The organism is Haoranjiania flava (assembly GCF_025631005.1).
Lineage (GTDB): Bacteria > Bacteroidota > Bacteroidia > Chitinophagales > Chitinophagaceae > Haoranjiania > Haoranjiania flava.
The window spans coordinates 212,138-238,515 of sequence record NZ_JAOTPL010000002.1 but is presented as its reverse complement, the minus strand read 5'-3'; the positions used below and the strand labels follow the sequence as shown (position 1 = coordinate 238,515).

The 26,378-nt window shown below is 41.9% G+C and carries 28 protein-coding genes; 13 read left to right on the top strand and 15 right to left on the bottom strand.

Annotated elements, in window-relative coordinates; all coding sequences use genetic code 11:
- Together OD355_RS02510 and OD355_RS02505 are read right to left on the bottom strand one after the other, a co-directional pair.
- Positions 1-2,991 (bottom strand): SusC/RagA family TonB-linked outer membrane protein, encoded by a 2,991-nt coding sequence (locus OD355_RS02510; protein WP_263036871.1) that lies wholly within the window; start codon positions 2,989-2,991, stop codon positions 1-3.
- A gap of 192 nt (positions 2,992-3,183) precedes the next feature.
- Positions 3,184-5,490 carry a glycoside hydrolase family 3 N-terminal domain-containing protein gene (locus OD355_RS02505; protein WP_263036870.1) on the bottom strand — a complete coding sequence of 769 codons (2,307 nt, stop codon included), beginning with the start codon at positions 5,488-5,490 and terminating at the stop codon, positions 3,184-3,186.
- A gap of 216 nt (positions 5,491-5,706) precedes the next feature.
- On the opposite strand from OD355_RS02505, the gene OD355_RS02500 reads away from it, so the two are divergent.
- The 4 genes from OD355_RS02500 to OD355_RS02485 are packed head-to-tail and all read left to right on the top strand — an operon-like array spanning position 5,707 to position 8,283.
- Positions 5,707-6,429 carry an NUDIX hydrolase gene (locus OD355_RS02500; RefSeq protein ID WP_263036869.1) on the top strand — a complete coding sequence of 241 codons (723 nt, stop codon included), beginning with the start codon at positions 5,707-5,709 and terminating at the stop codon, positions 6,427-6,429.
- A gap of 1 nt (position 6,430) precedes the next feature.
- Entirely contained in the window at positions 6,431-6,745 is a 315-nt protein-coding gene (locus OD355_RS02495; protein ID WP_263036868.1) for a SemiSWEET family sugar transporter, read from the top strand.
- Between the two features lie 55 nt (positions 6,746-6,800).
- Complete coding sequence (locus OD355_RS02490; protein WP_263036867.1) at positions 6,801-7,340, top strand: KdsC family phosphatase; 540 nt, start codon at positions 6,801-6,803, stop codon at positions 7,338-7,340.
- A gap of 7 nt (positions 7,341-7,347) precedes the next feature.
- Positions 7,348-8,283: a geranylgeranylglycerol-phosphate geranylgeranyltransferase gene (locus OD355_RS02485; RefSeq protein ID WP_263036866.1), complete on the top strand. Its 936-nt coding sequence runs from the start codon at positions 7,348-7,350 to the stop codon at positions 8,281-8,283.
- A gap of 160 nt (positions 8,284-8,443) precedes the next feature.
- Here OD355_RS02485 and OD355_RS02480 read toward each other — a convergent pair whose 3' ends face one another.
- The 6 genes from OD355_RS02480 to frr all read right to left on the bottom strand — a co-directional run bounded on the left by OD355_RS02480 (position 8,444) and on the right by frr (position 13,711).
- Positions 8,444-10,510 (bottom strand): site-specific recombinase, encoded by a 2,067-nt coding sequence (locus OD355_RS02480; RefSeq protein ID WP_263036865.1) that lies wholly within the window; start codon positions 10,508-10,510, stop codon positions 8,444-8,446.
- Positions 10,511-10,638: 128 nt separating this feature from the next.
- A complete protein-coding gene (locus OD355_RS02475; RefSeq protein ID WP_263036864.1) occupies positions 10,639-10,887 on the bottom strand; it encodes a type B 50S ribosomal protein L31 in 249 nt (82 codons plus the stop codon).
- 97 nt (positions 10,888-10,984) lie between these two features.
- Positions 10,985-11,698 (bottom strand): UMP kinase, encoded by a 714-nt coding sequence (gene pyrH / locus OD355_RS02470; RefSeq protein ID WP_263036863.1) that lies wholly within the window; start codon positions 11,696-11,698, stop codon positions 10,985-10,987.
- Between the two features lie 353 nt (positions 11,699-12,051).
- Positions 12,052-12,384, bottom strand: a complete 333-nt coding sequence (locus tag OD355_RS02465) for a TM2 domain-containing protein (protein ID WP_263036862.1) — start codon at positions 12,382-12,384, stop codon at positions 12,052-12,054.
- Positions 12,385-12,464: 80 nt separating this feature from the next.
- The gene (locus tag OD355_RS02460) at positions 12,465-12,761 is read right to left on the bottom strand and encodes a hypothetical protein (RefSeq protein WP_263036861.1); all 297 of its coding nucleotides are present in this window, start codon (positions 12,759-12,761) and stop codon (positions 12,465-12,467) included.
- Between the two features lie 386 nt (positions 12,762-13,147).
- Complete coding sequence (gene frr / locus OD355_RS02455; RefSeq protein WP_263036860.1) at positions 13,148-13,711, bottom strand: ribosome recycling factor; 564 nt, start codon at positions 13,709-13,711, stop codon at positions 13,148-13,150.
- A gap of 125 nt (positions 13,712-13,836) precedes the next feature.
- Here frr and OD355_RS02450 point away from each other — a divergent pair, with 125 nt between their 5' ends.
- The 4 genes from OD355_RS02450 (at position 13,837) to OD355_RS02435 (ending at position 16,562) form a co-directional block, all read left to right on the top strand.
- Positions 13,837-14,685 (top strand): transketolase, encoded by an 849-nt coding sequence (locus OD355_RS02450; RefSeq protein ID WP_263036859.1) that lies wholly within the window; start codon positions 13,837-13,839, stop codon positions 14,683-14,685.
- Between the two features lie 55 nt (positions 14,686-14,740).
- Positions 14,741-15,244 (top strand): DUF4251 domain-containing protein, encoded by a 504-nt coding sequence (locus OD355_RS02445; RefSeq protein ID WP_263036858.1) that lies wholly within the window; start codon positions 14,741-14,743, stop codon positions 15,242-15,244.
- A gap of 236 nt (positions 15,245-15,480) precedes the next feature.
- Positions 15,481-15,954, top strand: a complete 474-nt coding sequence (locus OD355_RS02440; protein WP_263036857.1) for an Lrp/AsnC ligand binding domain-containing protein — start codon at positions 15,481-15,483, stop codon at positions 15,952-15,954.
- A gap of 77 nt (positions 15,955-16,031) precedes the next feature.
- A complete protein-coding gene (locus OD355_RS02435; protein WP_263036856.1) occupies positions 16,032-16,562 on the top strand; it encodes a C40 family peptidase in 531 nt (176 codons plus the stop codon).
- A 6-nt stretch (positions 16,563-16,568) separates the two neighbouring features.
- Here the strand turns inward: OD355_RS02435 and OD355_RS02430 are convergent, their stop codons facing one another.
- The 3 genes from OD355_RS02430 to OD355_RS02420 form a co-directional block, all read right to left on the bottom strand.
- Positions 16,569-17,711: an acyltransferase family protein gene (locus OD355_RS02430; RefSeq protein WP_263036855.1), complete on the bottom strand. Its 1,143-nt coding sequence runs from the start codon at positions 17,709-17,711 to the stop codon at positions 16,569-16,571.
- A 211-nt stretch (positions 17,712-17,922) separates the two neighbouring features.
- Positions 17,923-18,534: an aminotransferase class IV gene (locus OD355_RS02425; RefSeq protein ID WP_263036854.1), complete on the bottom strand. Its 612-nt coding sequence runs from the start codon at positions 18,532-18,534 to the stop codon at positions 17,923-17,925.
- Positions 18,518-19,489 (bottom strand): aminodeoxychorismate synthase component I, encoded by a 972-nt coding sequence (locus tag OD355_RS02420; protein WP_263036853.1) that lies wholly within the window; start codon positions 19,487-19,489, stop codon positions 18,518-18,520. The genes OD355_RS02425 and OD355_RS02420 overlap by 17 nt, the downstream gene beginning before the upstream one ends.
- Before the next feature lie 17 nt (positions 19,490-19,506).
- On the opposite strand from OD355_RS02420, the gene OD355_RS02415 reads away from it, so the two are divergent.
- Complete coding sequence (locus tag OD355_RS02415; protein ID WP_263036852.1) at positions 19,507-20,082, top strand: anthranilate synthase component II; 576 nt, start codon at positions 19,507-19,509, stop codon at positions 20,080-20,082.
- A 21-nt stretch (positions 20,083-20,103) separates the two neighbouring features.
- On the top strand, positions 20,104-20,886 hold the full coding sequence (locus tag OD355_RS02410; RefSeq protein WP_263036851.1) for an MBL fold metallo-hydrolase: 783 nt from the start codon (positions 20,104-20,106) through the stop codon (positions 20,884-20,886).
- Here the strand turns inward: OD355_RS02410 and fabD are convergent.
- The 4 genes from fabD to OD355_RS02390 form a co-directional block, all read right to left on the bottom strand.
- On the bottom strand, positions 20,883-21,776 hold the full coding sequence (gene fabD, locus OD355_RS02405) for an ACP S-malonyltransferase (RefSeq protein WP_263036850.1): 894 nt from the start codon (positions 21,774-21,776) through the stop codon (positions 20,883-20,885). The genes OD355_RS02410 and fabD overlap by 4 nt on opposite strands.
- A gap of 295 nt (positions 21,777-22,071) precedes the next feature.
- The gene (folE, locus tag OD355_RS02400; protein ID WP_449768877.1) at positions 22,072-22,671 is read right to left on the bottom strand and encodes a GTP cyclohydrolase I FolE; all 600 of its coding nucleotides are present in this window, start codon (positions 22,669-22,671) and stop codon (positions 22,072-22,074) included.
- A 30-nt stretch (positions 22,672-22,701) separates the two neighbouring features.
- Positions 22,702-23,109, bottom strand: a complete 408-nt coding sequence (locus tag OD355_RS02395) for a 6-pyruvoyl trahydropterin synthase family protein (protein ID WP_263036849.1) — start codon at positions 23,107-23,109, stop codon at positions 22,702-22,704.
- 11 nt (positions 23,110-23,120) lie between these two features.
- Complete coding sequence (locus OD355_RS02390) at positions 23,121-23,531, bottom strand: 6-pyruvoyl trahydropterin synthase family protein (protein WP_263036848.1); 411 nt, start codon at positions 23,529-23,531, stop codon at positions 23,121-23,123.
- Between the two features lie 81 nt (positions 23,532-23,612).
- Between OD355_RS02390 and mqnB the strand changes: the two genes are divergently transcribed.
- The 3 genes from mqnB (at position 23,613) to OD355_RS02375 (ending at position 26,350) form a co-directional block, all read left to right on the top strand.
- Positions 23,613-24,263: a futalosine hydrolase gene (gene mqnB / locus OD355_RS02385; RefSeq protein ID WP_263036847.1), complete on the top strand. Its 651-nt coding sequence runs from the start codon at positions 23,613-23,615 to the stop codon at positions 24,261-24,263.
- Positions 24,264-24,388: 125 nt separating this feature from the next.
- On the top strand, positions 24,389-25,240 hold the full coding sequence (locus OD355_RS02380) for a 1,4-dihydroxy-6-naphthoate synthase (protein WP_263036846.1): 852 nt from the start codon (positions 24,389-24,391) through the stop codon (positions 25,238-25,240).
- 6 nt (positions 25,241-25,246) lie between these two features.
- The gene (locus OD355_RS02375) at positions 25,247-26,350 is read left to right on the top strand and encodes a Nif3-like dinuclear metal center hexameric protein (protein ID WP_263036845.1); all 1,104 of its coding nucleotides are present in this window, start codon (positions 25,247-25,249) and stop codon (positions 26,348-26,350) included.
- Positions 26,351-26,378 lie beyond the last annotated feature (28 nt).

The following is a 26,378-nucleotide window of genomic DNA, read 5'->3' as shown; positions in this document are numbered from 1 at the left end:
TTACAAATCAATATTTACACCTACAATAAAAGTCTTAACCTGTGGATAGGTACCCCAGTCGATTCCCTGTACGGTGGCACTTCCACCATATTGATTTACTTCCGGATCAAAGCCTTTATAATTTGTAATGGTAAAGAGATTCTGTGCAGTAACGTAAGGCTGTAAACGGGTAATTTTCCATTTCTCTAAAATACGTGCTTTAATATCATAAGAAAGTGTAAGGGACTTTAATCTTGCATAGCTGCCGTCTTCTACAAAACGCGTAGAAGCGCGCAGGTTGTCTGTACCCGTTGAAGCTCGCGGTATATCTGTTATCTGCCCCGGAATACGCCAACGGCGCAGAACTTCCGTGGATTGATTATTGGCATTATACATGCCTTCTGTCTCATAGCGCGATGCATTGTAAATATCGTTACCCTGCGAACCCTGGAAGAATATATTCAAGTTCAGCCCTTTGTATGAAAACGTGTGAGTCATACCCCAGGTGAAGTCCGGATTGGGGTTACCTATATAGGTTTTATCGCCTGTGGTAATGCGCCCGTTTCCATCAAGGTCTTTGAAACGAAGATCTCCTGTTTCAGGATCCACACCTTCGCTTATATAGCCCCAGAACATACCCAAAGGCTGACCTACGGTCATGCGAACAACATTTTCACTGGTTGCTTCGGATGTGCTGGCATAATAGTATATTTTTTGCAGTGACAGTTTGGTGACTTTATTCCTGTTGAATGACATATTAAATTCTGTATTCCACACAAACTCATTTTTAGAAATGTTAGTAGACCGGATACCAAATTCCAAGCCTTTGTTTTCCATTTCGCCTTCATTACGATAGATACTGCCGAAATCTAACCCGCTTGGCAAAGGCACATTCATCAACAGATTAGTAGTATATTTATAATAAGCATCTGCGGTAAATGAGAGCTTGTTGTTTAAGACCGACATATCTATACCAACATTGCTTTGTGTGGTTGTTTCCCAGGTAAGATCGCGGTTGCGCATGTTTGCAGGGCTTATATTTACAACTGCTCTTTCATTTCCCTTTAACCACCAGGCTATACGTTGTATATTGTACATTTCCAAATAGGCATAATCTCCTATGCCGGACTGATTTCCGGTTTTGCCCCAACCTCCCCGTAGCTTCATATCATTTATCCATTTTACTTCAGACATAAAATCTTCTGCAGATATGCGCCATGCCGCAGACACGGAAGGGAAAAACCCATAACGGTGTTCAGGAGATAATTTTGATGATCCGTCTGAACGTAAATTAATAGTAGCCAGGTATTTACTGTTGTAATTGTAAGAAATTCTGCCGATATATGACATCAATGCCCATTCAGATGCATTTGTCCCAGTAGCATATGGGTCTATTTTATTGGCAGCATCGAGGGTTTTGGGAGAATATCCTGTTCTGTAAAAAGAACCTAACATATATGCATTCTGCCATGTTGAAGCGGTATACGAAGTGCCACCCATCAAATTCAATGAATGCAAACCGAAACTTTTATCGAAGGTAAGAATATTATCAAAGGTAAGAATAGTACTTAATGATCGTGAATCTGTTGCTCTTCCTCCTTCCGACCTTCCATATCCTGTTTTTAGAGGATCAAGAAATGTAGTAGCATGATAGTATACACGATCTATCGTATTACTTGTTTTAAAGTTCAGTGAAGGCAAAAGTGAAACCTCTGCAACCACAGAGCCCAATAAGCGATTGTGATTGGATTTATTATCTGAAGTTCTGGATATATTTTCCACGGGATGTGTAATATTAGCTCCGTAAAAATTATTGTAATACTGTCCCTGGTGCACGCTATCCCAAATAGGAGCATATGTTGGTGTATTGATCACAGATAATATTACTCCTGCCCGCGCTGCGCCGGTACCGGTGATAATACCATTGCCGGAATAATCAGAATAAGCAATATTGGTATTGATTTTTAACCAGCTTTTTATATTGTTTTCAAGATTGGCACGCAAGTTATAGCGTTTGTAATAAGCCACGTTGATGACGCCTTTTTCATCTGTATATCCACCGGATAAAAAGTAACGCATTTTATCGTTTCCACTTGAAAGATTTAACTGATAATTCTGATTAAGGCCCGGGCGAAATGTTTCTCTGAACCAATCGGTTCTGTCCATTAGCCCGTCAGGTAAGTGAATGGTTCCCATTTCATCCATCAGCTCTTTATATTGCGATACATTCAACGATTTTAATTGTTTGATAACATGGGAATTTCCAACATACGTATTCAATCCTACTTTTGCAGCACCTTTTTTACCTTCTTTCGTAGTAATAAGCACTACACCGTTTGAAGCACGCGAACCGTAAATAGCAGCAGAAGATGCATCTTTAAGTATTTGCATAGAGGCAATGTCTCCTGGCGCAAGAAAGTCGATATCGTTTGTGGGCACCCCATCCACCACATAAAGCGGATCATTACTGGCAGTGATTGAAGTATTGCCACGTACACGAACTACGATGCCGGCGCCTGGCTGCCCATTAGGTTGTAATACCTGCACACCTGGAGCTTTTCCTTGTATAGCTTGTGCTGCTGAAGTTATCGGACGTTCTTCCAAATCTTTGAGAGAAACGGTAGAAACTGCTGTCGTTACGTCTTTCCTTCTTACGGTTCCGTAACCAATAACTACCACGTCTTCAAGCGAAGCATCTTCTTCTTCCATTTGCACATTTATAGTTGTTCGGCCGTCTATCGCTATTTCCTGCGATTTCATTCCCTGATAAGAAAATACCAATATATCAGACGTTCCTGCCATTAAAGTGTAAGCGCCTTCGCTATTTGTAATAGCGCCAGTGTTGGTGCCTTTAATTACAATGTTAGCGCTGATTAATGGCACATTGCGCGTATCTGTAACAGTGCCGGCCACCCTGATTCTTTGCGCCATAGCAGTGGTAAGTACCATACAGAAACTGCACATAAGCAATAAGCCCAAGCTTTTGCTAAAAGCATTTTTATTTTTTTTCATCCGTATATTTTTTAATGTTTTAATGGAGGTAATTGAACCCGGCTTATACATTTCCTCCCGGTATCTATCGGTACGAGCAAATAGTATCAAGCTTTGTTTCATTTTTTTATCTTTTGAAATAACTAAAAATATTGCATTGCAGCAGTCACATAAACGCATCCTATGCTATTATTGAACCATCACATCGCACCTTTACTTTAGCCTGATTTTCCTGGACAGCTTTTCTATCTGTAAATTAAATTCTCCGGGCTCTAGCTTAAGTAAGCCATCTGTACCAATGAAGCCTAACTCAGCAGCTTTTATTTTAAAATGCACTGTTTTCTTTTCTCCTTTGTCAAGCTCAATTTTCTCGAATCTCCTTAACCGTTTTATATCTGGGGTAAGAGAAGCCACCATATCTGAAGAGAATAGCATGACCACCTCTTTACCGGCATTTTTACCAATGTTGCTGACATCTACCGTTATGTTAATTTCATCGTTAATAGAAAAAACATTTTTATCCACCGTTAGATTGTCGTACTTAAATGTAGTGTAACTTAATCCGAACCCAAAAGGATATTGCGATTCAGGCGTACTCTGATAGTTATAGGCGCCTTCCATTTTCTCTTGGGCTTCAGAAGGTTTATGATAATAATTGATAAGTGAACTGGGCGCTCCTGGATAAGTATATGGCAATTTTCCAGACGGGTTTATCTTTCCGCTCAATATGTCTGCTAAAGCATCACCACCATAATTTCCGGGTAAATATGTTTGTATAATAACATCTGCAAGGTGCTCGATTTTTGAGATCACACGCGGCCGCCCTTCGTTCAGAATCAAAATAACAGGCTTTCCGCCTTTAGCCACTTCTTTCACTAACTCTACCTGCAGGTCACTTAATGATAAATCGCTTAGATCGCCTGGCTTTTCCGTATAAGAGTTTTCTCCAATACAAACGATCACTACGTCTGAGCTACGAACAGCATTTGCTATCAAATTGAACTGGTCCTTATATTGCTTGTAATATTCAATTTCTTTACTATAAGAAACTCCGGGAATATACTGTACGTGCTGCGTGCCAAATTCATTAGCAATGGCTTCGAAGAAAGTATTATAATCTTTGGCAAACTCATCTGTTTTCTCTCCCTGCCAGGAATAACTCCATCCACCGTTTATAGGCCGCATACTGTTTGCATTAGGACCCGTAACTAAAATTTTAGCTCCTTTCTTTAAAGGCAAAATTTGTTTCTCGTTTTTTAGTAAGGTAATTGCTTCTGCCGCGGCGTTATAAGACAGCCGGGCAAATTTAGCAGACCCATAATCAGGATAATCCTTTATGTATGTTATAGGTTGTTGAAACAAATTGAGCTCATATTTCAATTTAACGATTTTTCTTACAGCGTCATCAATCCGCTCCTGTTTTACTTTACCTTCTTTTACCAACGCTACAAGATTATCGCAGAACTCTTCATACTGATAAGGTATCATGGACATATCAATTCCTGCATTTACTGCCAGAGCAATTGCTTCTTTCATATTGGCAGCTACATGATCGCGGCGCATAAGATTTTCAATGTCGTTCCAGTCAGAGACTATCAGCCCGCTGAAACCTAACTTTTGCTGCAGTAACCCTGTAACAACTGCCTTATCTGAATGTACTGGAATATCATTGATGAGTCCCGAATTTATCATAACAGTTTTTGCACCTGCATCAATCGCCTTACGAAAAGGAGGTACATGATATTCTAACAGTTGGTGATAAGGAATGTATGCAGGCGTACGATCTTTTCCGGAACGCGGCACACTATAGCCTAAAAAATGTTTAATGCAAGATGCCACATGGTGAGGATCTGCTATGTTGCCCCCTTCGTAACCTTTAACCATCTGCTCGCCCATTACGGAAGACAGATATGGATCTTCTCCAAAATTCTCAAATAGTCTTGAAAAACGCTGATCGGCACCAATATCAAGCACAGGAGAGAAATTCCATGCTATACCGCAGGCACGCGTTTCATAGGCTGTGACTCTTGCAGTTTCAAAAGCATGTTGTGGATTAAAAGTAGCAGCCAGTGCTATTTGTTGTGGAAACATAGTAGCACCTACGGAATAGGTAGCACCATGAATAGCGTCTATACCATAAATTACCGGAATTTTCATTCTGCTTTTATTTATAGCTATATCCTGTATCTCAGCAATTATTTTATTCCAAACTTCCGGAGTTCTTGCCCGGTTGTTCGTAGTATTTAATATAGAACCTACGTGATATTTAAGTAATGCCTTCTCAAGCTCTTTTTTATTCAATCTTAGCGGCTCTGAACTTGCATATCTGTTACCACCCTCGGCTATCACATCGAGCGTAATTTGAGCCATTTGTCCAACCTTCTCCTCCAAAGTCATTGCAGCCAGTGTCTTTTCTATAGAGGTCTGTACACTTTCTTTTTGTGCCTGCACTTCTGCTGAACATAAGCTGATTATTGCAATAAAGGCCAGATCTAAGAAACGATATAGTTTTTTCATCATTTTAAAAAAGTACTTTGCGTCGTTTTGACATTTACTACACAAAGTGAAGAAAAAAAATTCACATCTCCAAATTTTTGTTAACTTTTTTTAAAACAATGATAACTTTTATTTAAGATGCTTTTAGGTAAGGCTACTATCTATTTAACAGTTATTATTTGCTACTCTCAAATAAGTTATTTGTATGTTTGTGTAATATTAACGTTGTGAAATTTTATCATGAACCGAGAAGTTATTCCTAATCTTTCTGTAGACTGTGCGCTTTTCAGTTTTGACGGGAACCAGATAAAAATATTATTAAGACAAGAAAAGATTCTCCTCAACGGAAAAACTTATAACAAATATAAATTACCGGGAGACCATCCTTTCATGAATGAGATCATAGAAAATACTGCTGAGAGAATATTGTTTGAGCAAACGGGAGCCCGCGACATTTTCATGAAACAATTTTGGGTATTCAGCAGTCTTGACAGGCTAAAACGTAATGAAGTAGACTTTGCATGGATAAAAAACAGGGGGCTTATATCGGAAAGAGTTATTACAGTGGGATTTTATTCTTTTGTAAAGAAAGGCGTAATGGAGAATCAGCACCTCATACCCGAGGCTACGTGGGTAAACATCCATGATGTACAGAACCTTATCTTTGATCATGAAGAAATACTGCAAAAAGCACGGGAACAAATAAAAAAAGATATTGAGCATCAACCGTTGGTATTTGAATTACTTCCTGCTAAGTTCACACTGGCTCAGCTTCATAATATTTATGAACTTTTACTCGAAAAAAAACTTGACAGGAGAAATTTTCGCAGGAAAGTATTACTGGCAATGCCTTATGTAAAAGAGCTTTCAGAAAAACAGAAAGGTGTAGCGCACAAGCCTGCAAAATTCTATGCTTTTGACAAAAAAATCTACGATAAACATATTATTCATAAAACAAGCTAACATGGAATTAAACGCATTAAATATTGTAGGCACATCAGCTGCCATACTATCTACGCTTAATCAATTCCCTCAAGCATACAAGGTTTTTAAAACAGGCGATACACACAGTATCTCGCTAGCCATGTATTGTATTGTTGAGGTAGCTATAACACTATGGCTGGTTTATGGTATAATGCTCAACGATTTCCCGCTTATTCTCGCTAATTCTCTCTCATTGATACCGATCACTTATATATGGATCGTAAAATTGATAAACGTTTACAAAGGTAAAGACAAAAATCGCAGGCTTTTTGATGAAGTGACCTCAACGCATTAGCGGGTTTATCATTCTTCCTTTTTGACAATCTCTTTTTACTGGCTACCTTTGCCGCATGAATATCCTGGCAGCGCTTAAAACTGTGAATACCTTTGTTTTTGATATGGATGGTGTGCTCACCGATGGTAAAGTCTTTATTGTGCCTCAACACGGCGAAAAAGAAGATTACGTGATGGCGAGGAGTATGAATACCAAAGATGGCTTTGCGCTGCAGCTTGCAGCCCAAAAAGGATATAACCTGGTGATCATTTCAGGAGGGATTTATCCCGGAGCCAATAAAAGATTTGTACAACTGGGCATTCAGCATATTTTCATGGGGGTAAAAGACAAGGAAAAATGCCTGAAAATGCTGGCTGAATCGGCACATATAGATCTGCAGCAGGCACTTTTCATGGGCGATGATATTCCCGACAGGGATGTGATGCTGCATTGCGGCATAAAAGCCTGCCCTTCTGATGCAGTGGAAGAAATAAAAATTATTTCTGATTATATATCGCCCGCAAAAGGCGGCGAAGGATGCGTAAGGGACGTGATTGAAAAAGTATTAAAGCTGCGCGGCGATTGGGAACTGCATACAAATATTGCTTCAAAATAAAACAACAGTGAAAAAAGTAAAAGCGTTTTTTGCATTGGTACGTTGGCCCAACCTGGTGTTCATAGCGCTTACACAATACCTTTTTTTCTATGCAGTGCTGTACCCTGTTTACGAAAGGCAGCAGGTAACCCCAAACCTTAACTTTCTTTACCTTACTTTACTTATGCTCTCCTCTGTATTTATCGCAGGGGCAGGCAACATCATCAACGATTATTTCGACCTGAACATTGATGTGATCAATAAGCCCGGCAAAGTAATCATTGGCAAATACATCCACAGGCACTGGGCCATATCCAGCCACATTGTGTTAAGTATCCTGGGCGTGGCAATCGGGTTTTACCTTGACCGTAAGGCTGATACCTATTTTATCGGGCTTACCAACCTGGGCTGTGCCGTTTTGTTGTTTGTGTATTCCATTGTCTTGAAAAGAAAACCGCTATCGGGCAACATTGTTATTTCCCTGCTGACTGCATGGACCGTAGGCGTGGTGACTTTTGCCGAAACAAAAACATTGATAGCAGGCTTTTCGGAAGCACACGTGGCTACCATTACCCGCGTTACCATCTTATACGTAAGCTTTGCCTTTATTATTTCACTGGTAAGGGAAATGATCAAAGACATGGAAGATATGGAAGGCGACAGAAGGTACAATTGCCGTACCTTTCCTATCCTTTTCGGCATACCGGCCAGCAAAATATTTATCTATATCTGGCTGTTTATATTAATAGGCCTGCTGCTGATATTATTATTTTACATCCTGCAATTCAGGTGGTGGCTTGGCATGGCCTACATCGTTGTTTTTGTGATTGCACCGCTTGTATCGGCATACAAAGCTGTAAACAGGGCCGGCTCACCAAAAGATTTCCACGAAGCCAGCTCGCTGGTAAAAACTGTAATGCTTACCGGCATCTGCTCCATGATGTTCTTCTGGTACTATCATTAACGTGCAATAAACATAAAGATTGAGCATCTACCAACCGGGAAAGAGTATTGAATCCAAGAAGATGTTTACTCCATGCAGCAACTTAAAAACATAAGAATACACACATAAAACAGGGAGCACATGAATTGATAAAGGCTAATTACCTCACCTGCGAACATGGTCAGGAATCTCTTTCCCTGGCAATCCTTTGCAGGATTCTTTCACTTTTTTTGCTCCTCGGCGGAATAATAAAATTCAACGGATTCATAAAGAAATAACTTGTGAGCACCCTGAAAAACTGGGGATAGTCCTTGAGCTGCACACCACGAGAACGCACAGCAACAATAAATGCCAGGATAAAGCTTACCGCGAAGTTAAAGAAGCCAATGCCCAGCACTCCTAAGATCACTACGAGCAGATAATCCGGCGGAATATTTTTAAGGCCCAAACCATAAGCGCCGATGGATACATTGGCCGAAGAGATAGTAATGTGGCGGATATCGAAATAGATACCGAAAATTTTCGGGACCACATTACTCATACCCAGGAAAAAACCCAGGCAGATGTTACCTATCAGCGCACCGGAATGATGCTCCACATAGTTGCCCCATTTTGCCAGCCTTCCGGTTTTGAAGTTTGCCCGCAACAACGGGTGCTGTTCAATCCGTTTGCCCACACGGCCGAATTGCATCCTGTTTTGCACATAGCCGGCAATGATGCCGCTCAGAAACAGGAAAATGCCGGTATTACAAGCGTACAGCAGGCTCAGGCTGTGCAGCGGGTGCTGGTCTTCAAGCATTTTATAGGCAGCCGAGCCGCTTACCAGCTTATTGCCTGTGATCACATCATACAAATAAGCCAAGAAATAAGTACCGGGGAAAACCACCAGCAGGTTTCCAAAAAAAGAAGCCGCCTGGCTGCGAAAAACCTTCCCCACCGTTACAGCCAGCTGGTACAGGTTGGGGTCGCCGCTTTTTTTGGTATCAAATGAACTGGCTACTGCGCTTGCGGTAAAAGCAGGCTGTTTGGTAGCAAGTGATGAATGAGTTTCTTCAATGGCAACAAAGCCTATGGCATAGTTGATACTGTAGGCAATGCCCTGCAAAAAGGGCGGCATGTGAAAAAAGCCCATAATACTTTTGAATATGGCCACAAAGCAAATGATCAGTCCGCCCCACATAGATGCCACAATCATTTTCATATATTCTTTCCACGTGGTGGTAATATATTTTACGCCCTTGTAGCCCTTGTGTACCGCAATCTGGTAGGCTACATAGCCAAAGCTTTGGGAGAATAAGGCGCGCAGGCTGTTCTTGAGCTTTTCGCTGTGCACAAGCTCTTTAAAGAAATTCACAAAGCGGGCAGTCTGAAACTGCTGATCATTATCTATACCGTCGATCAATATCTTCATACGCTTGAGGCAAAACTCTATCACCAGCGTACTGTAAGTAAGTGAAAGGCTTGCCCCATGTACTCTTTGCAGTTCCCGGGTTTCCTCCAGGCATTTGGAAGCAAGCGCCATGGCGTCTTTCAGCCTGCGGAATGCCAGTTCATGCAGGTATTCATTATCGTTCTTGGTGTTGTAGAGGTCAATTAATTTCAGCAGTATCAGGTTCTGATCCACAAACGGGTTGCTGCCATTGTACTCTTCCGGCATGTAGCGGATCATATCCGGGTCGAGCCCCTGGTTTACCATGCGGTAGGACAATATTTCCAAAGCAGCCAGCAGCTGCTTCCGGAGCGCCACATTGTTCTGGCTTGCTTCAATACCAATGCTTTTAAACAAAAAACCCCAGGCCTCATTGCTGATATTCTCTACCCACAGGTAATCATTCTTCCGGTAAAAGATCCTGTTGATCACAAACAGGAAATCTTTCGGCGACTGCAATGCGGGGAGGAACTTCTGGTTGATGCGCTTGGCAAACTCCTGCGAAAAACCCTTGGAGAGCAATGAGCCGCTTTCGGTAAGCGCCGGCACCAGGTCTGTATTGATCAGTTGTGATAAAATGGCGGTATGGATATTTTTGGATAGTGCAGGATGCTCATCAAGCATGGCCGCAGCTTCGTAAAGAGATGCTTCTGCGCGCCTGATATCGGCTGCCCTGCGCGGCCTGATCATTTTAAAGAAATCTACCAGCAGGTCAAGGCCGGTGGTATAGTCAAATATCTGCAGATCAAGTTTATCCTGAATGGCCTGCTCAATCAGCGCGGAGGTATTATTTCTTTTTTTATTGTTGAATAATGCCATACAAATCTTCTTTAACTTCTTGAGCCGGATTAGCCGAAGGCCAAAAATAGCCTTTTTTTAAAAATTACATAAAAAAGCCTTTCAAAATATCATTTGAAAGGCTTCAATACGTTATAACTGCCTAGCAATTATTTCTTTTTCTCGTAACGTTTTTTGAATTTATCAATACGTCCCGCAGTGTCAACCAACACATTTTTACCGGTATAGAAAGGATGGGAAGTGTTAGATATCTCCAGTTTGATTACCGGATATTCAACACCTTCAAAAACGGTTGTTTCTTTGGTTGCGGCAGTAGAGCGTGATAAAAATTCATGCCCGTTACTCATGTCTCTGAAAACTACAAGCCTGTAGTTCTCGGGATGGATACCTTTTTTCATTTTTGTATTTTTTAGGCAACACGGATTTTGCCGTGTATTTTAAATAATGGAGTGCAAAGTTACAGCACTATTTTTAAACTGCAAAATTGAATGACGTTTAGTATACTTTCGTACCAACGTTCCTGCCTTCAACTACCCTCAACAGGTTGCCCGACTTGTTCATATTAAATACAATGATAGGCATTTTATGTTCCATACAAAGGGTAAATGCTGTAGCATCCATTATTTTGAGATTTTTGTCCAGGCATTCTTTATAGGAGATTTTACTGTACTTGGTAGCTGATTTGTCTTTTTCAGGATCTGCTGTATAAACGCCGTCAACACGTGTACCCTTCAGGATCACATCTGCTTTTACTTCGATGGCTCTCAGCGAAGCGCCTGTGTCTGTGGTAAAATAAGGATTTCCCGTACCGGCGCCAAAGATCACTACCCTGTGCTTTTCCAGGTGCCTGATGGCTCTTCTGCGGATATATGGCTCTGCCACCTGATCCATCTGCAATGCGCTTTGCAGTCGGGTGAATACACCGATTTTTTCAAGCATTGCCTGCATAGCCATGCCATTGATAACCGTAGCCAGCATGCCCATATAATCGCCATGCGCGCGCTCAATGCCGCTTTCAGCTTCGTTCATGCCTCTGTAAATGTTACCTGCGCCAATCACCACTGCTACCTGTACACCCAGATCCGTTATGGCTTTTATATCAAATGCATACTGCTCAATAATCTTAGGATCAAATGGTTCTGTACTGTTGGGAGATTTTAAAGATTCGCCGGATAGCTTAAGGAGGACTCTCTTGTATTGAGGTAACATATTACTTTGTGGTTTTGTCGGCAAAATAAACACAATTTTATCTAATCTAAAAATGAAATTGACCGGCAGTTGTGCTTTTGGAGTTCTTGTGCATTCAAGGAAGGATGCCTGCTACTATTTCTTAATCTGCAACTGGATTAAAACTAATCATATACAGCCAAATAAATATTAGGTGGTAAATTACCCACAAAATTCTGTAAAATCCGGGTTGATGCAAAGACGGCATTGAATAATCATATTTACAGTAAAAAATTTCCTGCTATGCGCTCACTTCATACCAAAAAACTAAAACAGCTGTAAATATTATAACCTCTTCCTGCTTAAAAGCCTTACTGTATTCCGGCGAATTTCATTTAAAACCACGGCTTTCTGCCCACCTGGTAAGTGTTGTAAAATTCTTCATCTGATTTAGTGAGGTAGATAATGCCCTCAATCAGCCCGATAAGCCCGGGTATCCACACAAACGCAAGCCCGATGAGCAATATAGAGGTTGCCCAACCCAATACCGTGACACCTAAAAGTATCAGCCCTTCTTTGGTGTAGCCCAGTACAAATTTGTGAATTCCGAGTGAGCCGAAAAGAATCCCGAGAATGCCGGCAAGTACTTTTTTATTTTCTTTGCTTTGAACAAAATTCTGAGCGCCCGCTTTCATCTCCTGAAATGTATCCCTGATTTCATTTTCCATAGTTAGATTTGGTTTTTTATTTTACAAATGTAAGTTATTTCGATATTTATGCTACAAATGATATTATTTTTACAGTCAGCTTATTTGCGCTTATCCCAGTTTTTCAGCAAGGCGATCTCTTGCGTGTTTGGCTTATCGCCATCAGGAGGCATCATACCGCTTTCTATTGCATGTATCATAGCGGGCAGTTTATCTGCCACAACTGTTTTACCTGTAAACTCTGAGTGGCATTTCGTGCAATATTTGGTGAGCACGGGAGCTATATGTGTCTCAAACGTAATGTTTTCGCGGCTTGTAGCTGTTGATAGAGGTTTACAGCCTATAGAGAGCATGAAGCCGGCAACGGCAACAAACGCCAGTACAAAAAATGTTTTCATGTGTGTATTTATTTGTTTTTTCATTTTTCTGTTTGCCACATGGAATAACCATTTTTTTAGATCCCATATTCATTCGCGGTTGGTAAAGATTCCTAATCTTTATGGTTATTTCATATATGTATTTATTTAGTGCGCCGCTTTGCGGCTGTTTTTAATGGTAACATGGAATAGCCTTTATTCATCCGCGGTTGGTATAGATTCTTAATCTTTATGAATATTCATGTGTTAATATGTAACTTTTTCTGTTTGCTGCATGGAATTAGCTCGTTTCACCATATAATCATTTCAGTTGGCAGCAACTTTGCTTAAGGCTCATTTCAAAACTATTCTATTACATTGAAATAAATGATTAAAAAAATCCTGCTATTCAAGCAGGATCAGAAAATTTATACAGCCATCATTTCTTTTTCTTTCCGCTGCAGTTCTTTATCTACCAGATGGGTGTATTTATCCGTAATATCCTGTACTTCTTTTTCAATGTTCTTAGCCAAGTCTTCGCTGAGTCCTTCTTTTTGCTGCTTTTTAATATGTTCTAATGCATCTCTGCGAATGTTTCTGATAGCGATCTTGGCATTCTCGCCTTCGTGGGCTGCCTTTTTAAAAAGCTCCTTCCTTCTTTCTTCTGTCAGCGGCGGCAGGTACAGTCGTATCTGCACGCCATCGTTCTGGGGCGTGATGCCAATGTTGGCAGCCATAATTGCTTTTTCAATAGCGCCAAGCATATTTTTTTCCCAGGGCTGAATACTGATGGTACGCGCATCAAGTACACTCACGTTTGCCACCTGTGCAATGGGTGTGGGGCTGCCGTAATATTCTACAGACACCCCGTCGATCATGGCGGGCGTAGCCTTGCCTGCCCTTACTCTTAACAGTTCATTTTCCAGGTGCACGATTGCTTTTTTCATGGAAGACTCACAATGGTCAACAACGTTTGCTATTTCTTCAGACATAAGTTCATTTTTTATTGTAACAAAACTAATTAAAAAAACTTGGTTTTTGGCAGGCGGCAATCTAAACTTTTTTAAATAATCAATGCATTTACTTTATCTTTGAGCAAAAGATTATAATCATAATTATGGCAGATATTCAACAGTTGCAGGAGCTTTCAAGACAGATCAGGCGAGATATTGTAAGAATGGTACACGCGGTTAACAGTGGCCATCCGGGCGGATCACTGGGTTGCGTGGAGTACTTTGTTGCTTTATATTTTGAGGTGATGAAGAGAAAAGAAGGTTTTGATATAAACGGAGTAGGAGAAGATATATTTTTCCTGAGCAACGGGCATATCTCACCGGTATTTTATTCCACACTGGCAAGAGCCGGCTATTTTGATGTGGCTGAACTGGGAACTTTCCGTAAGCTCAATTCCCGCTTACAGGGGCATCCCACCACACACGATGGCTTACCCGGCATACGTGTGGCGAGCGGCTCTCTCGGGCAAGGGCTGAGTGTAGCGATTGGCGCTGCTTTAGCTAAAAAATACAATAACGACAACCATACCGTTTTTGTACTCTGCGGCGATGGCGAATTGCAGGAAGGACAGAATTGGGAAGCTATCATGTCTGCACCGAACCTTCGTGCAGATAACCTGATACTAACTGTTGACTGGAACGGCCAGCAGATAGACGGGCCTACTGAGAAAGTAATGGATATCGGTGATCTCAATGAAAAATTCCACGCATTTAACTGGCAGGTGCTGAACCTGGAAAATGGCAATGACCTGCAGGAAGTGATCAATAAGCTGAACGAAGCCAAAACCCTGTTGGGCAATGGCAGGCCGGTAGTGATTCTGATGAAGACAGATATGGGCAAAGGAGTTGACTTTATGGAAGGCACGCATAAATGGCATGGTGTAGCGCCCAACGATGAGCAATTGGCATCTGCTTTGCAGCAATTATCAGAGACAAGCTACAAGGATTATTAAAGACCGCAGGTAAGGGAGGAAAGATTTTTATTCGACCTGTTAAAAAAATATACCGATGCAACGAAACCTGATCATAACGCTGGTGCTGGCAATTGTTTTCTCATGCTGTTCCACACCAAAGAATACGGCAGTGGTATCTGCTGAATTAAAAAATGCACTCAACAACCGTACATTTACTTTCGAGGCCCAACAGGTTGTGCCCCGTGATTACAGGATATCGCAGCTATTTCCCAATGCCGGACAGATATATCATCTCAATGCGGGCTACGAAGTAAAAGTCCGGCCGGATACATTAGATGTACACCTTCCCTTCTTCGGAAGAGCATACCAGGCGCCGATGGATCCTACAAAAGGCGGTATTAAATTTACTTCAACCGATTTTGATATAAAAGCCGGTAAAGACAGGAAAGGGAATACTGAACTAACCTTTCTCCCGCGGGACAGCAGGGAAGTGCAGCAAATGTTCCTGACGGTATCTGCATCAGGCTATGCCACTTTAAATATTATCAGCTACCAGAAAGAAACAATCAATTTCTACGGCATTGTCCAGCCGAAATAGATAAAAAAAGTTGACAGTACCTGTCAGCTTTTTTTATTGGTAATGACTGCCTGTATTCATTGGCCGGGCAAATAAAAAATTGATAACCATGGATTATGATTGCACTTGCTGAAAACATATACTTTAAAAGTTATTAAAAATAATTCAATATTTTTTTCTAAAAATTATTATAATCTTAAAATAATATCTTTACCTTTGAAAAATATATACAATTCTATTAATTTTTCTTAAACAAAATGAGTCATAAATTAAATTTAGACCATCTTGATTTGCAGATTATTCAATCAATGATGGAGAATGCGGAGATATCCTATGCAGATTTAGGCAAGCGTTTATCGGTTTCAGGCGGTACTATTCACGTAAGGATAAAAAAATTACAGGAGTTCGGAGTTGTAAAGGGTACACGCCTGGCGGTAGATATGCGCTCACTCGGCTACGATGTGATAGCTTTTGTAGGTATCTACCTGGAGAAAAGTTCATTGTATGAATCCGTAGCCAACGACATTAAGCAGATACCGGAAGTTATCCGCCTTAACTACACTACGGGCAACTACAGCATGTTTGTAGAAATTGTATGCAAAGACATCATTCAACTTAAACATGTATTGCACGAGCAGCTTCAGAACATTAAGGGGATTGACCGTACAGAGACGCTGATCTCTCTGGAAGAAAGTTTCAGGCGCAACCCGATCGTGTACAGGCCAAATTAAGATTAACCTAAAAGATATACGGCAGTCATACAAATGGCTGCTATTTTTTTATCTTTAAGTTTTAATGCCATGCGATTATGAGAACCTACCTGCTTTTTGCTTTCAGCGCTTTATTGTTTTTAAGCTCCTGCTCCTCTTCCAGGAAAGCTTCCAGGGCAGCCGCAGAGTCCCTAACCAAAACCTATTCTACGGCAAAAACTATTTCCGAGCCGCTGGATATCAATAGGAAAGAGCTGCTGGATTATGCAAAATCCTTTATCGGCACCCCTTACAAATACGGTTCCATCAACCCGGTGAACGGTTTTGACTGTTCAGGGTTTGTGTACCATGTGCTTACCAGGTTTAACATCAACCCGCCGCGCTCTTCCTATGAATACGAAAACGTAGGCAAAGAAGTCTCCCTAAAGCATGCAAAGCCCGGCGACCTGATCCTGTTTACCGGCTCGGACCACAGTAAAATTGGCCACATAGGCATTGTAACGGAGAATGACCGAGATAGCTTAAAGTTTATTCATGCTGCTACAAGCCGCAACATTGGCGTGATCATCAGTGACTTTAGCGGCTATTACAAAGACCATTTTGTGAAAGTGGTGCGTATATTAAAGTAAGTGTGCTTATACTTTAATGTAAATTTTCTTTTTATCCATCCACCAGACGATCAGCCACATGAAGGTAATGAATACCAGGGCATACAACAGTGATGCGTTGTTCTCATTGGCAAAAAGCGGTTTACAGACGTACTTGTAAAACCAGCCCAGGGGGGTCAGGTATTTCTGTGTGCCGTCGTCTTTGAAGCCGTCTGCAATGCGGAACAGCGCGAGCGTTTTGGGCAGCAAACCGCTCAACACAAAAATAAACAATGGATTTTTTCCAAATGCGTTGAAGAATTTGCTCCAGGCGCCGCGCCAGTTTCTGAACTCGATCATCCAGATGATGATCGCGATCAGGGAAGTAGCCAGGCCGGTTGTGAGCAAAACATAGCTGCTGGTCCATATTTTTTTGTTGATGGGTGTAACGATGTCCCACAAATAGGCCACACCCACCAGGAACAGCCCGGCCAGCAAAAGGTTCCTGACCATTGCCATATTTTTGCCTTTCCATTGAATGTACCAGCCAACAAAATAGCCGAATATAACCTGCACAATGGGTGTAAGGCTGCTGGCCAGCCCTTCGGGGTCAAAGTATTTCCCGCCATCGCGGTACATGTGCGATTCTCCCAAAATAGCTTTGTCGAAATCTGCGCCGAAAATATATTCATTTACACCGGCATTGTTGTAATAACAGATCATGGCATACACAGCCAGTATAACAACACTGATCATGGCGGCGCCCTTATTTTTAAAATAATAGATGATCAACGCTGCGAACAGGTAAGCAATGGCAATTCGTTGCAACACGCCCATGATGCGCACATTTTCCCATGCTTTGAATACCAGGCTTTCCCCATCCCATTTTACAAACGGGTACCAGTTGAGCAGCAAGCCGATAATGAATATGAGCAGGAAACGTTTGAAAACTTTCCTGAGGAAAGCCTTCTCACCTGATGCGCGCAGGCGCGGCATCACAAATGACAGCGCATTGCCCACAGCAAACAGGAAAAACGGGAACACCAGGTCGGTCGGCGTCCAGCCGTTCCAGGGCGCGTGCTTCAGCGGCCCATAGATGTGCGACCAGGAGCCGGGGTTGTTTACAAGGATCATCAGCGCTACCGTCATGCCGCGGAATACGTCCAGCGAATAGTACCTTTCTTTTTTCATTAGTATTTATTTTTTTTAAATGCACGCATCAATGCTGTTGATTTAATGTGTGTATTTTTTAGTTCGCCGCTTTGCGGCTGCTTTTAATTGTCACACAGAATAACCAGCTTTTTAGATTCAATTCTTTTTCCGGTTGCTATAGATTCTTGATCTGTATGGTTATTTCGTATGATCTTATGCATTGCTTATGGCCATTTTGTTTTTTTATGGTTCAGAGTAAAATGTCACTAATGTTTAGCTGCCAGGCTTCTTCCCAGTTCACAAGAGCATTAAACAATTTTATCTTTTCAAATTTAGGTAAATCCTTCATGTAAATATCTTTTGTGAATATCTTGCCTGTCGACAATAAGTGCCTGCGCTGCACACCTTCCAGCAGTGCGTACTTCGGCGTAAACCAGCGCACTCCGTCGTACAAAGCTATGTTGGCAAATGAGCTGTCTGTCAACAGGTTTTTTTTCACGATGAGGATATCTTCGTTTTCCTTTACGTTTGTAAGGTGCTTATTTATTTTACTCCTGTCTTCATACTTATAACTGTAGTCGATGGTGTCATCAATTTTTATGCGCAGGCGCTCAATCACTTTGCGGGCATACTTTTCAAAAGTTATATCAATTTGTGAAAGGGAATAAACAACGCGGCATTTATATACAGTATCTTCTGCAAAGGATATGTTGGCTGCCTCCTTACAGATGATTTGTTCAAGAGGCGGATGAAGTACGGCGCCGAAAGCTGCTCGTTGCGTCAGCTCAAAACGTTGCTGGTGCAGCGAAAGCAATGGCATGCGGCCTTGCCCGTATCTGATGGATTCAATAAACCGGTACATAAATTTTATCAATCATTTCCTGGTATTCTGCCTGTAACCTGCTGTTGCAGGTGATGCCTCCGCCACTCTTGAAAATAAGGTTATTATTTTCTCTTTGAAGGTAGCGAATGATTACACAACTATCAATTTTTTCACCATCAAATATTCCCCAGACACCTGTATAGAACCCGCGCCGGTGTGTTTCGGTATTCGCAATAATCTCAATTGTTTTTTGCTTAGGTGCACCACAAATAGATCCGGCGGGCAGCAATTTATCAAACAGGTCGCCGGGCTTGTGGCGGTATTCTTCGCGTAGTGTTCCGCTGATCTTTGAACTTACAGAAAGCAGCGTTTTGTTGTTGGTAGTAATTTTTTCTATGTACCGGAATTTGTCTACGCGTACATTTGCGGCTACCATGCTCAGGTCGTTGCGGATAAGGTCTACAATGGTAAACTGTTCATTCAATTCCTTCGTATCATTGATGATGTGTTCTTCGGCATGCTCCAATGCCGCATCAATAGTGCCTTTCATGGGATAGGAACAAATCCTGTCCTGTGCTGTTACCACAAAAGGCTCTGGAGAAAAATGTATAAAATGATCTTTGTAATATAATTTATATTTTGCGTTTCCGGCATAAAATAATTCTTCCAAGGTATAATTGGTTTCCACTTTTGCGGCGCAGGTAAGGTTTAGCAGGTAAGTGTTGCCGCTTTTTATTTCCTGCATCACCTTATTAAACTGTGGCCTGTAATCTTGTTTGGATACCGGAAACACGCGCCACAACAGCGCTTCCGCATGTCTGGCCTGGAAATCAATATTGCTTTGCCCCGGGGCTGAATAATAGATGCCGTATTGTGCAAGCTCGCTGAGCGGAATTACTTCACCTGCTGTTTTTTCATAATCAACAATAAAGAAAAAAGGGATTTTCTTATTGTACAATTCATTCATTTTATCAAAAATGATTTTCTTTGTCATCAGGCAGGAATAATATTATGCAGACAAAAATATTAATAATTGACCATAACGATTCTTTTACTTTTAATCTTGTTCAGCTTTTTGAAGAAATACAGGATGTGGAGGTGAATGTGCTAAATGTTGGCAACTTTGATTTGAATATGTGCAGCAGCTATGATGCAATAGTATTATCTCCCGGCCCGGGCCTGCCCCAGGATTACCCTGCCGTATATGAACTGCTGAAAAAGTTTTACACGCTGAAACCTATACTGGGCATATGCCTTGGCCTGCAGCATATTGTACATTTTTTCGGTGGCGCTTTGTACAATCTTGACAGCGTGCAACATGGAAAGCAGTCAGCGATATTTTTATTAGCGGAAGACGTGCTTTTCAAAAATATACAACAGCCTGTACTGGCCGGGCTTTATCACTCCTGGGCAGCAGCTAAAAATAAATTCCCGGATTGTCTTGAGATCACTTCCCAAACTGCGGAAGGTGTGGTGATGGCGCTACGGCATAAAAAATACCCGATTTCTGCCGTGCAGTTTCACCCGGAATCTTACATGACCCCCAACGGTAAGCAAATGCTCGAAAATTGGGTAAAGGTTTTATGAAATAAAATGTAATTTTAAAGGATGGATACCAGCGGCATGCAAATAACTTTTCTCGGCACCGGCACCAGCAGCGGCGTGCCGATGATCTGTTGCGACTGTGAGGTATGCCGCTCTGAAAATCTCAAAGACAAACGGCTGCGCAGCAGCATCCTGATTGAGTCTGCTACTACGACTGTTGTAATTGACACCACCCCGGATTTCCGGCAGCAGATGCTGCGCATTAATAATAAAAAATTAGATGCCGTTGTGTACACACACGCCCATAAAGATCATATAGCCGGGCTGGATGATGTGCGTGCCTATAATTTCTTTCAGAAAAAACCCATGCAATTGTATGCAGATGCTTTAACGCAAAATGGGCTGAAGCGTGAGTTTGACTATGCTTTCAGCGATCATAAATATCCCGGCGTACCTGAACTGGAGATGCATACTATTGAAAAGAATAAAACTTTTATTACAGGCGACATAGCATTCTTACCTGTAGAAGCCTGGCACTATCTCTTACCCGTAAAAGCATTCCGGATAGGGAACTTTGCGTACTTAACCGATGTAAATAAAATTGAAGATGACCAGCTTGAACTGTTGAAAGGTACTGAAACATTAGTAGTTACGGCTTTGCGCAAACAAAAGCACATATCGCATTTTACGTTGAGCGAAGCTGTAGCGCTGGCGGAGACCCTTGAAGTAAAACAAGCTTATTTTACACACATCAGCCACCAGCTTGGCTTACATGAAGCGGTTGAAAATGAGCTGCCGCCTCACATGCACCTGGCGTACGACGGCTTGCAGCTACAAATAAATTAGCCTCCGATGCCGTCAACAGCAACCTCTTTATTGATCTTGCTGATCAGCCCCTGTAAAACTTTGCCGGGCCCTGCTTCTGTGAAGCGTGCAGCGCCGTCTGCTATCATAGCTTCTACACTCTGCGTCCATTTTACGGCGCCTGTAAGCTGGGCAATGAGGTTAGACTTTATCTCATCCGGGTTAGTTACCGGAATTGCAGCTACATTTTGGTAAACAGGTACTACAGGCTCTCTGAAAGTGGTTTCGTTTATGGCTTTAGCGAGCTCCTCCCTGGCGGGCTCCATAAATGGCGAGTGAAACGCACCGCTTACAGGCAATACCAATGCTCGTTTTGCTCCTGCTGCCTTCATTTCCTCACAGGCTTTTTCAATACCCTTCTGCGATCCGCTGATAACCAATTGACCGGGGCAATTGAAATTAGCAGCTACTACTATTTCGCCTGTTTCATTCTGTACTTTATTGCATATCTCCACCACTTTATCATCCGGTAAAGCCAGTACGGCAGCCATAGTAGAAGCGTTTTGCTCACAGGCTTTCTGCATAGCCTGCGCGCGAATGCTTACAAGCCGCAGCGCATCTTCAAAAGACAACGTTTCATTAGCTACCAGGGCAGAAAATTCGCCGAGCGAATGACCTGCAACCATGTCTGGCTGCAAATTTCCGGCGCATTTGAATGCAACAACCGAATGTATAAAAATAGCAGGCTGGGTTACTTTTGTTTCTTTCAGCTCATCTGTCGTACCGTTGAACATAATATCGCTGATGCGAAATCCGAGTATCTCATTTGCCTTTTCAAATAAAGCTTTTGCTTCAGCATTATTTTCATACAATTCTTTTCCCATCCCGGTGAATTGAGATCCCTGGCCGGGGAATACATATGCGTGTTTCATTCGGTATAATTTTAAGTGCGCCGCTCTGCGGCTAATGTTTTTGTCTCGTGGAACGCTCTGATTATACATTCCCCTTTGTGCGGAAACATTATCAGGAGCGTTTCATTCGGTATAATTTTAAGTGCGCCGCTCTGCGGCTAATGTTTTTGTCTCGTGGACGCTCTGATTATACATTCCCCTTTGTGCGGAAACATTATCAGGAGCGTTTCATTCGTATATCTTTTTTAATGTTTGCCTGATACTTAGCCGTATTGGTGTGAAAGATACATAATTATGTATTGCTTCGTCAAAAGTTTTACTGAAGCGGGTTTGAACGGATAAGCCTTAAAAACTCGCTACGTGTCCTGTCTTTGTGAAACTCGCCTGAGAATGCAGAAGTGGTGGTTATGGAATTTTGTTTGCTTACGCCACGCATCATCATACACATGTGCCTGGCTTCGATTACCACTGCTGCTCCTATGGGGTTCAGCGCTTCTTTAATGGCGTCCAGTATCTGTACCGTAAGCCTTTCCTGCACCTGCAGGCGTTTTGAATACACATCTACCACCCGCCCTATCTTGCTCAACCCTGTAATCCAGCCGTTTGGAATGTAGGCCACATGCGCTTTTCCAACGAATGGCAGCATATGATGTTCGCATAGGCTGTAGAGTTCAATATCTTTTACAATCACCATTTCACTGATGTCTTCGTGGAACTTGGCAGAGTTAAGTATGTCTACTGCGTTCTGTGAGTAGCCCTGGGTAAGGTATTGCATAGCTTTGGCTACTCTTTCGGGTGTTTTAAGAAGTCCTTCCCTCTCGGCGTCTTCACCTATCAGGTTCAAAATATTTTTATATGCCACGGCCATCTCGCCGGTTATCTGCTCGTCGTATTCTTCTTTCTTTATGTAAGCCACTTTTTAAAAATTATAAGTTTTAGAAAGATCTTATGCAGGGTATTCTACAAAGTTATTGTCGGTTTCATATAGGCGGAGGTGAAGGTCTAAAGCAGGGTCTAAACGTTTCTTCAGCTTGTTATACAATACAATGATGATGTTCTCTGCAGTAGGGTTCAGTGTTTTAAATTCTTCCAGGTCCAGGTTCAGGTTTTTGTGGTCGAACTCTAAAAGCACATCACTTAAGATTTCGCCCAGAATTTTCATGTCTATTACATAGCCCGTTACAGGGTCTACTTCGCCGGTAACGCGCGCATGCACTTCATAGTTATGTCCGTGAAATAAAGGATTGTTGCATTTGCCGAAAATTTCTTTATTTTTTTCTACCGGCCAGCTATTCACGTTCAACTGGTGTGCGGCATTAAAATGTTCTACTCTGTAAACCGATACTCTGTTCATTTTCTACTGTTTTATTCACCAAAATACTCTACATAGATCTTCTGTGTTTCATGCAGGCGCACGCAATGCATTTGCACGTTTTCCGGAAGGCATTTTTCCATTTCATTCCAGATGCCGAAAGCGATTGTTTCCACGCTGCACAATTTGTCTTTGAGAAAATCTACTTCCAGGTTGAGGTTCTTATGGTCTAATTTTTCTATGATCTTATCTTTAATAATTGCACCCAGGTCTTTGGCATTCATTACAAAACCGGTGTCCGGGTCAGGCTTGCCTTTAACTGTAATAAAAAGGTCAAAGTTGTGGCCATGCCAGTTTTCATTGGCACAGGGCCCGAAAACCTCCTCGTTCTTTTCCCTGCTCCAATTAGGATTATACAATTTATGTGCTGAATTAAATTGTTCCTTTCTCGTTAAATAAAACATTTCCGTGTTGAAATTTTTGCAAAGGTAAATAAAAGTTTAAACCTTTGCCGGCGTTTGTGATTTTCATTATTTTTGACGGGCATGAATATTATTATCACTTCCGCAACGGCTCTGGAATCAAAGCTGCTTGTACAACGCACAGCAGAGATCAACCGCAATATTTCTGTCACCTATCATACATCCGGCGTTGGTATACTGCAGAGCGCTTTTTCACTTGCAAAATTATTGTTTGAGCAGACACCCGACCTGTTGATCCAGTGCGGCATCGCAGGAACTTTTGACACACAGGCAGCTATCGGTAAAGTAGTACTGGCTGAAAGTGATTGCCTGGGCTCGCTGGGCGTGGAAGAGAACGGCGAATGGAAAGATATTTTTGATAATGGCTTTGCCGATGCTGACGCTTTTCCTTTTACCCTAAAAAAACTGCCCAACCCCTGGCTCGAACAGTACAATATTACCAACATCCCTACCGTAAAAGCTTTGACCGTAGATGAGATCACTACGCGGGAAGACCGCATAATGCATTTGAAAAATAAATACAACGCCTCAATAGAATCTATGGAAGGAGCGCCGTTTCACTACGTATGCCTGCAAAGAAAAATTCCTTTTTTACAGATCAGGGGCATATCAAACCAAGTAGGTGTACGTGACAAGTCTCAATGGCGTATACAACAGACTTTGGAGAATATGACAAATATCATTATTGATTATTTAAATAAAATTAACACGTAAATTTGCCAGCTATGCTAAGGCCGTATTAGAAATTAAATACGTAGATGAAAGCGAAGCATACAATTTCCTGTAGAGGAAATTTGCGGAAAACGATCGGTAAAAAATTAAAAACTAAAAATATACGAATGAGATACACACTTGGTTTCAGCCCCTGCCCTAACGACACTTTTATTTTTGATGCGTTGGTAAACGGTAAAATTGAAACGGAAGGTATTGAGTTTGAGCCTGTGCTTGAAGATGTGGAAACCCTGAATAAATGGGCCTTTGAGAGCAAGCTTGACTTTTCTAAGATCAGCTATGGCGCACTTCCTAAGGCGTTGAAACATTATGTTGTATTAAACGGCGGCGGCGCATTAGGTAACGGAGTTGGCCCCTTACTGATATCTAAAGAGCCTATTGAATTAGAAGACATAAAAAACTATACCATTGCTATCCCAGGCGAAAACACCACAGCAAACCTGCTGTTTTCCAAAGCATTCCCGGAGGCTAAAAACAAAGTATACAAAGTATTTCACGAGATTGAAGATTTTGTTTTGCAGGGCAATGGGCTGGGCGTTATTATCCACGAGAGCCGTTTTACCTATGCCGATAAAGGCTTGCACAGGGTGCTGGACCTTGGCGATTACTGGGAAGTGCAGACACACCAGCCAATACCCTTAGGCGGCATTGTGGCCCGCAGGAACATTCCTGTGAATGTAATGAAAAAAGTAGACAGCCTTATCACATCCAGCCTGGAGCATGCCTATGTAAACGACAGGGAGAAATTATCTGACTATGTAAAACAGCATGCACAGGAAATGAGTGAAGATGTGATAAAAGAGCATATTTTATTTTATGTAAATTCTTTTTCTTTCAAGATTGGCAAAACCGGACGCGACGCAGTCAGGAGCCTGCTCGATGTATATAAAACAGACCACCAGGACTTTTCTATAGGCTATGACGATATTTTTGCCAAAGACCTTTACCTGAAACATTAAGCACCTATGCAGATAAAAGATATTGTCCATGTGTTGGAAAGCTTTGCTGCGCCTGTGTACCAGGAGAGCTACGACAATTGCGGCCTGCTTACCGGAAGCCCGGAATGGGAATGCACCGGCGTACTGTGCACGCTGGACACCCTTGAAGCCACGGTAGAGGAAGCTAAACATAAAGGCTGCAACCTGGTCGTATCGCATCACCCGGTAATCTTCTCGGGCTTGAAAAAACTTAACGGCAATAATTATGTTGAACGAACGGTAATAGCCGCTTTAAAAAATGATATTGCCATCTATGCCATACATACCAATCTGGATAATGTGGTAAAAGGCGTGAGTAAAAAAATGGCGGATGTCTTAGGGCTTGAAAATACTAAAGTGCTTTCTGAAAAATATGGGGCTTTGAGGCAATTCTCCACTTATGCACCTGTAAAGTTCGCCGAAGAAGTAAAGAAAGTTTTATTTCAGAATGGTGCCGGCAATATCGGCAACTATTCAGAGTGCAGCTTTTCGCATGATGGTACAGGCTCATTTAAACCTAATGAGCAGGCGGATCCCAGGATAGGCGAAGCAGGCGGCAAGCGGGAAGCTGTGCATGAAACAAAGATTGAATGCCTGCTGCCCGAGCATGTAAACATTCAGAAGCTGCTGGAAGACCTTAAAAATATTGGCTATTACGAAGAGGTTGCCCACAACATTACACCATTGCTCAACAGGAGCCAGGATACCGGGGCGGGCATGGTTGGTGAACTGCGGCAGGAAATGAGCGAGGAAGACTTTCTTGCTTATGTAAAACAAAAGTTCAACCTGCAAGTCATCAGGCATACAAAACTCAGAGGCCGGCCGGTAAAAACAGTTGCGCTCTGCGGAGGTTCGGGCGCCTTCCTCATCAGCCAGGCAAAAAAGCTGCAGGCAGATTTTTACATCACCGCCGATGTGAAATACCACGAATTCTTTGATGCAGACAATAAAATTGTGATTGCAGACATTGGCCATTATGAGAGCGAACAATATACTATTGAACTTTTATTTGATATTTTACGATCAAATTTTAGTACCTTTGCCGTCTTGAAAACGGAAATCTCTACCAATTCAATACATTATTATAGTTGATTGAGCATATTGTAGGGTTTCAGCACGT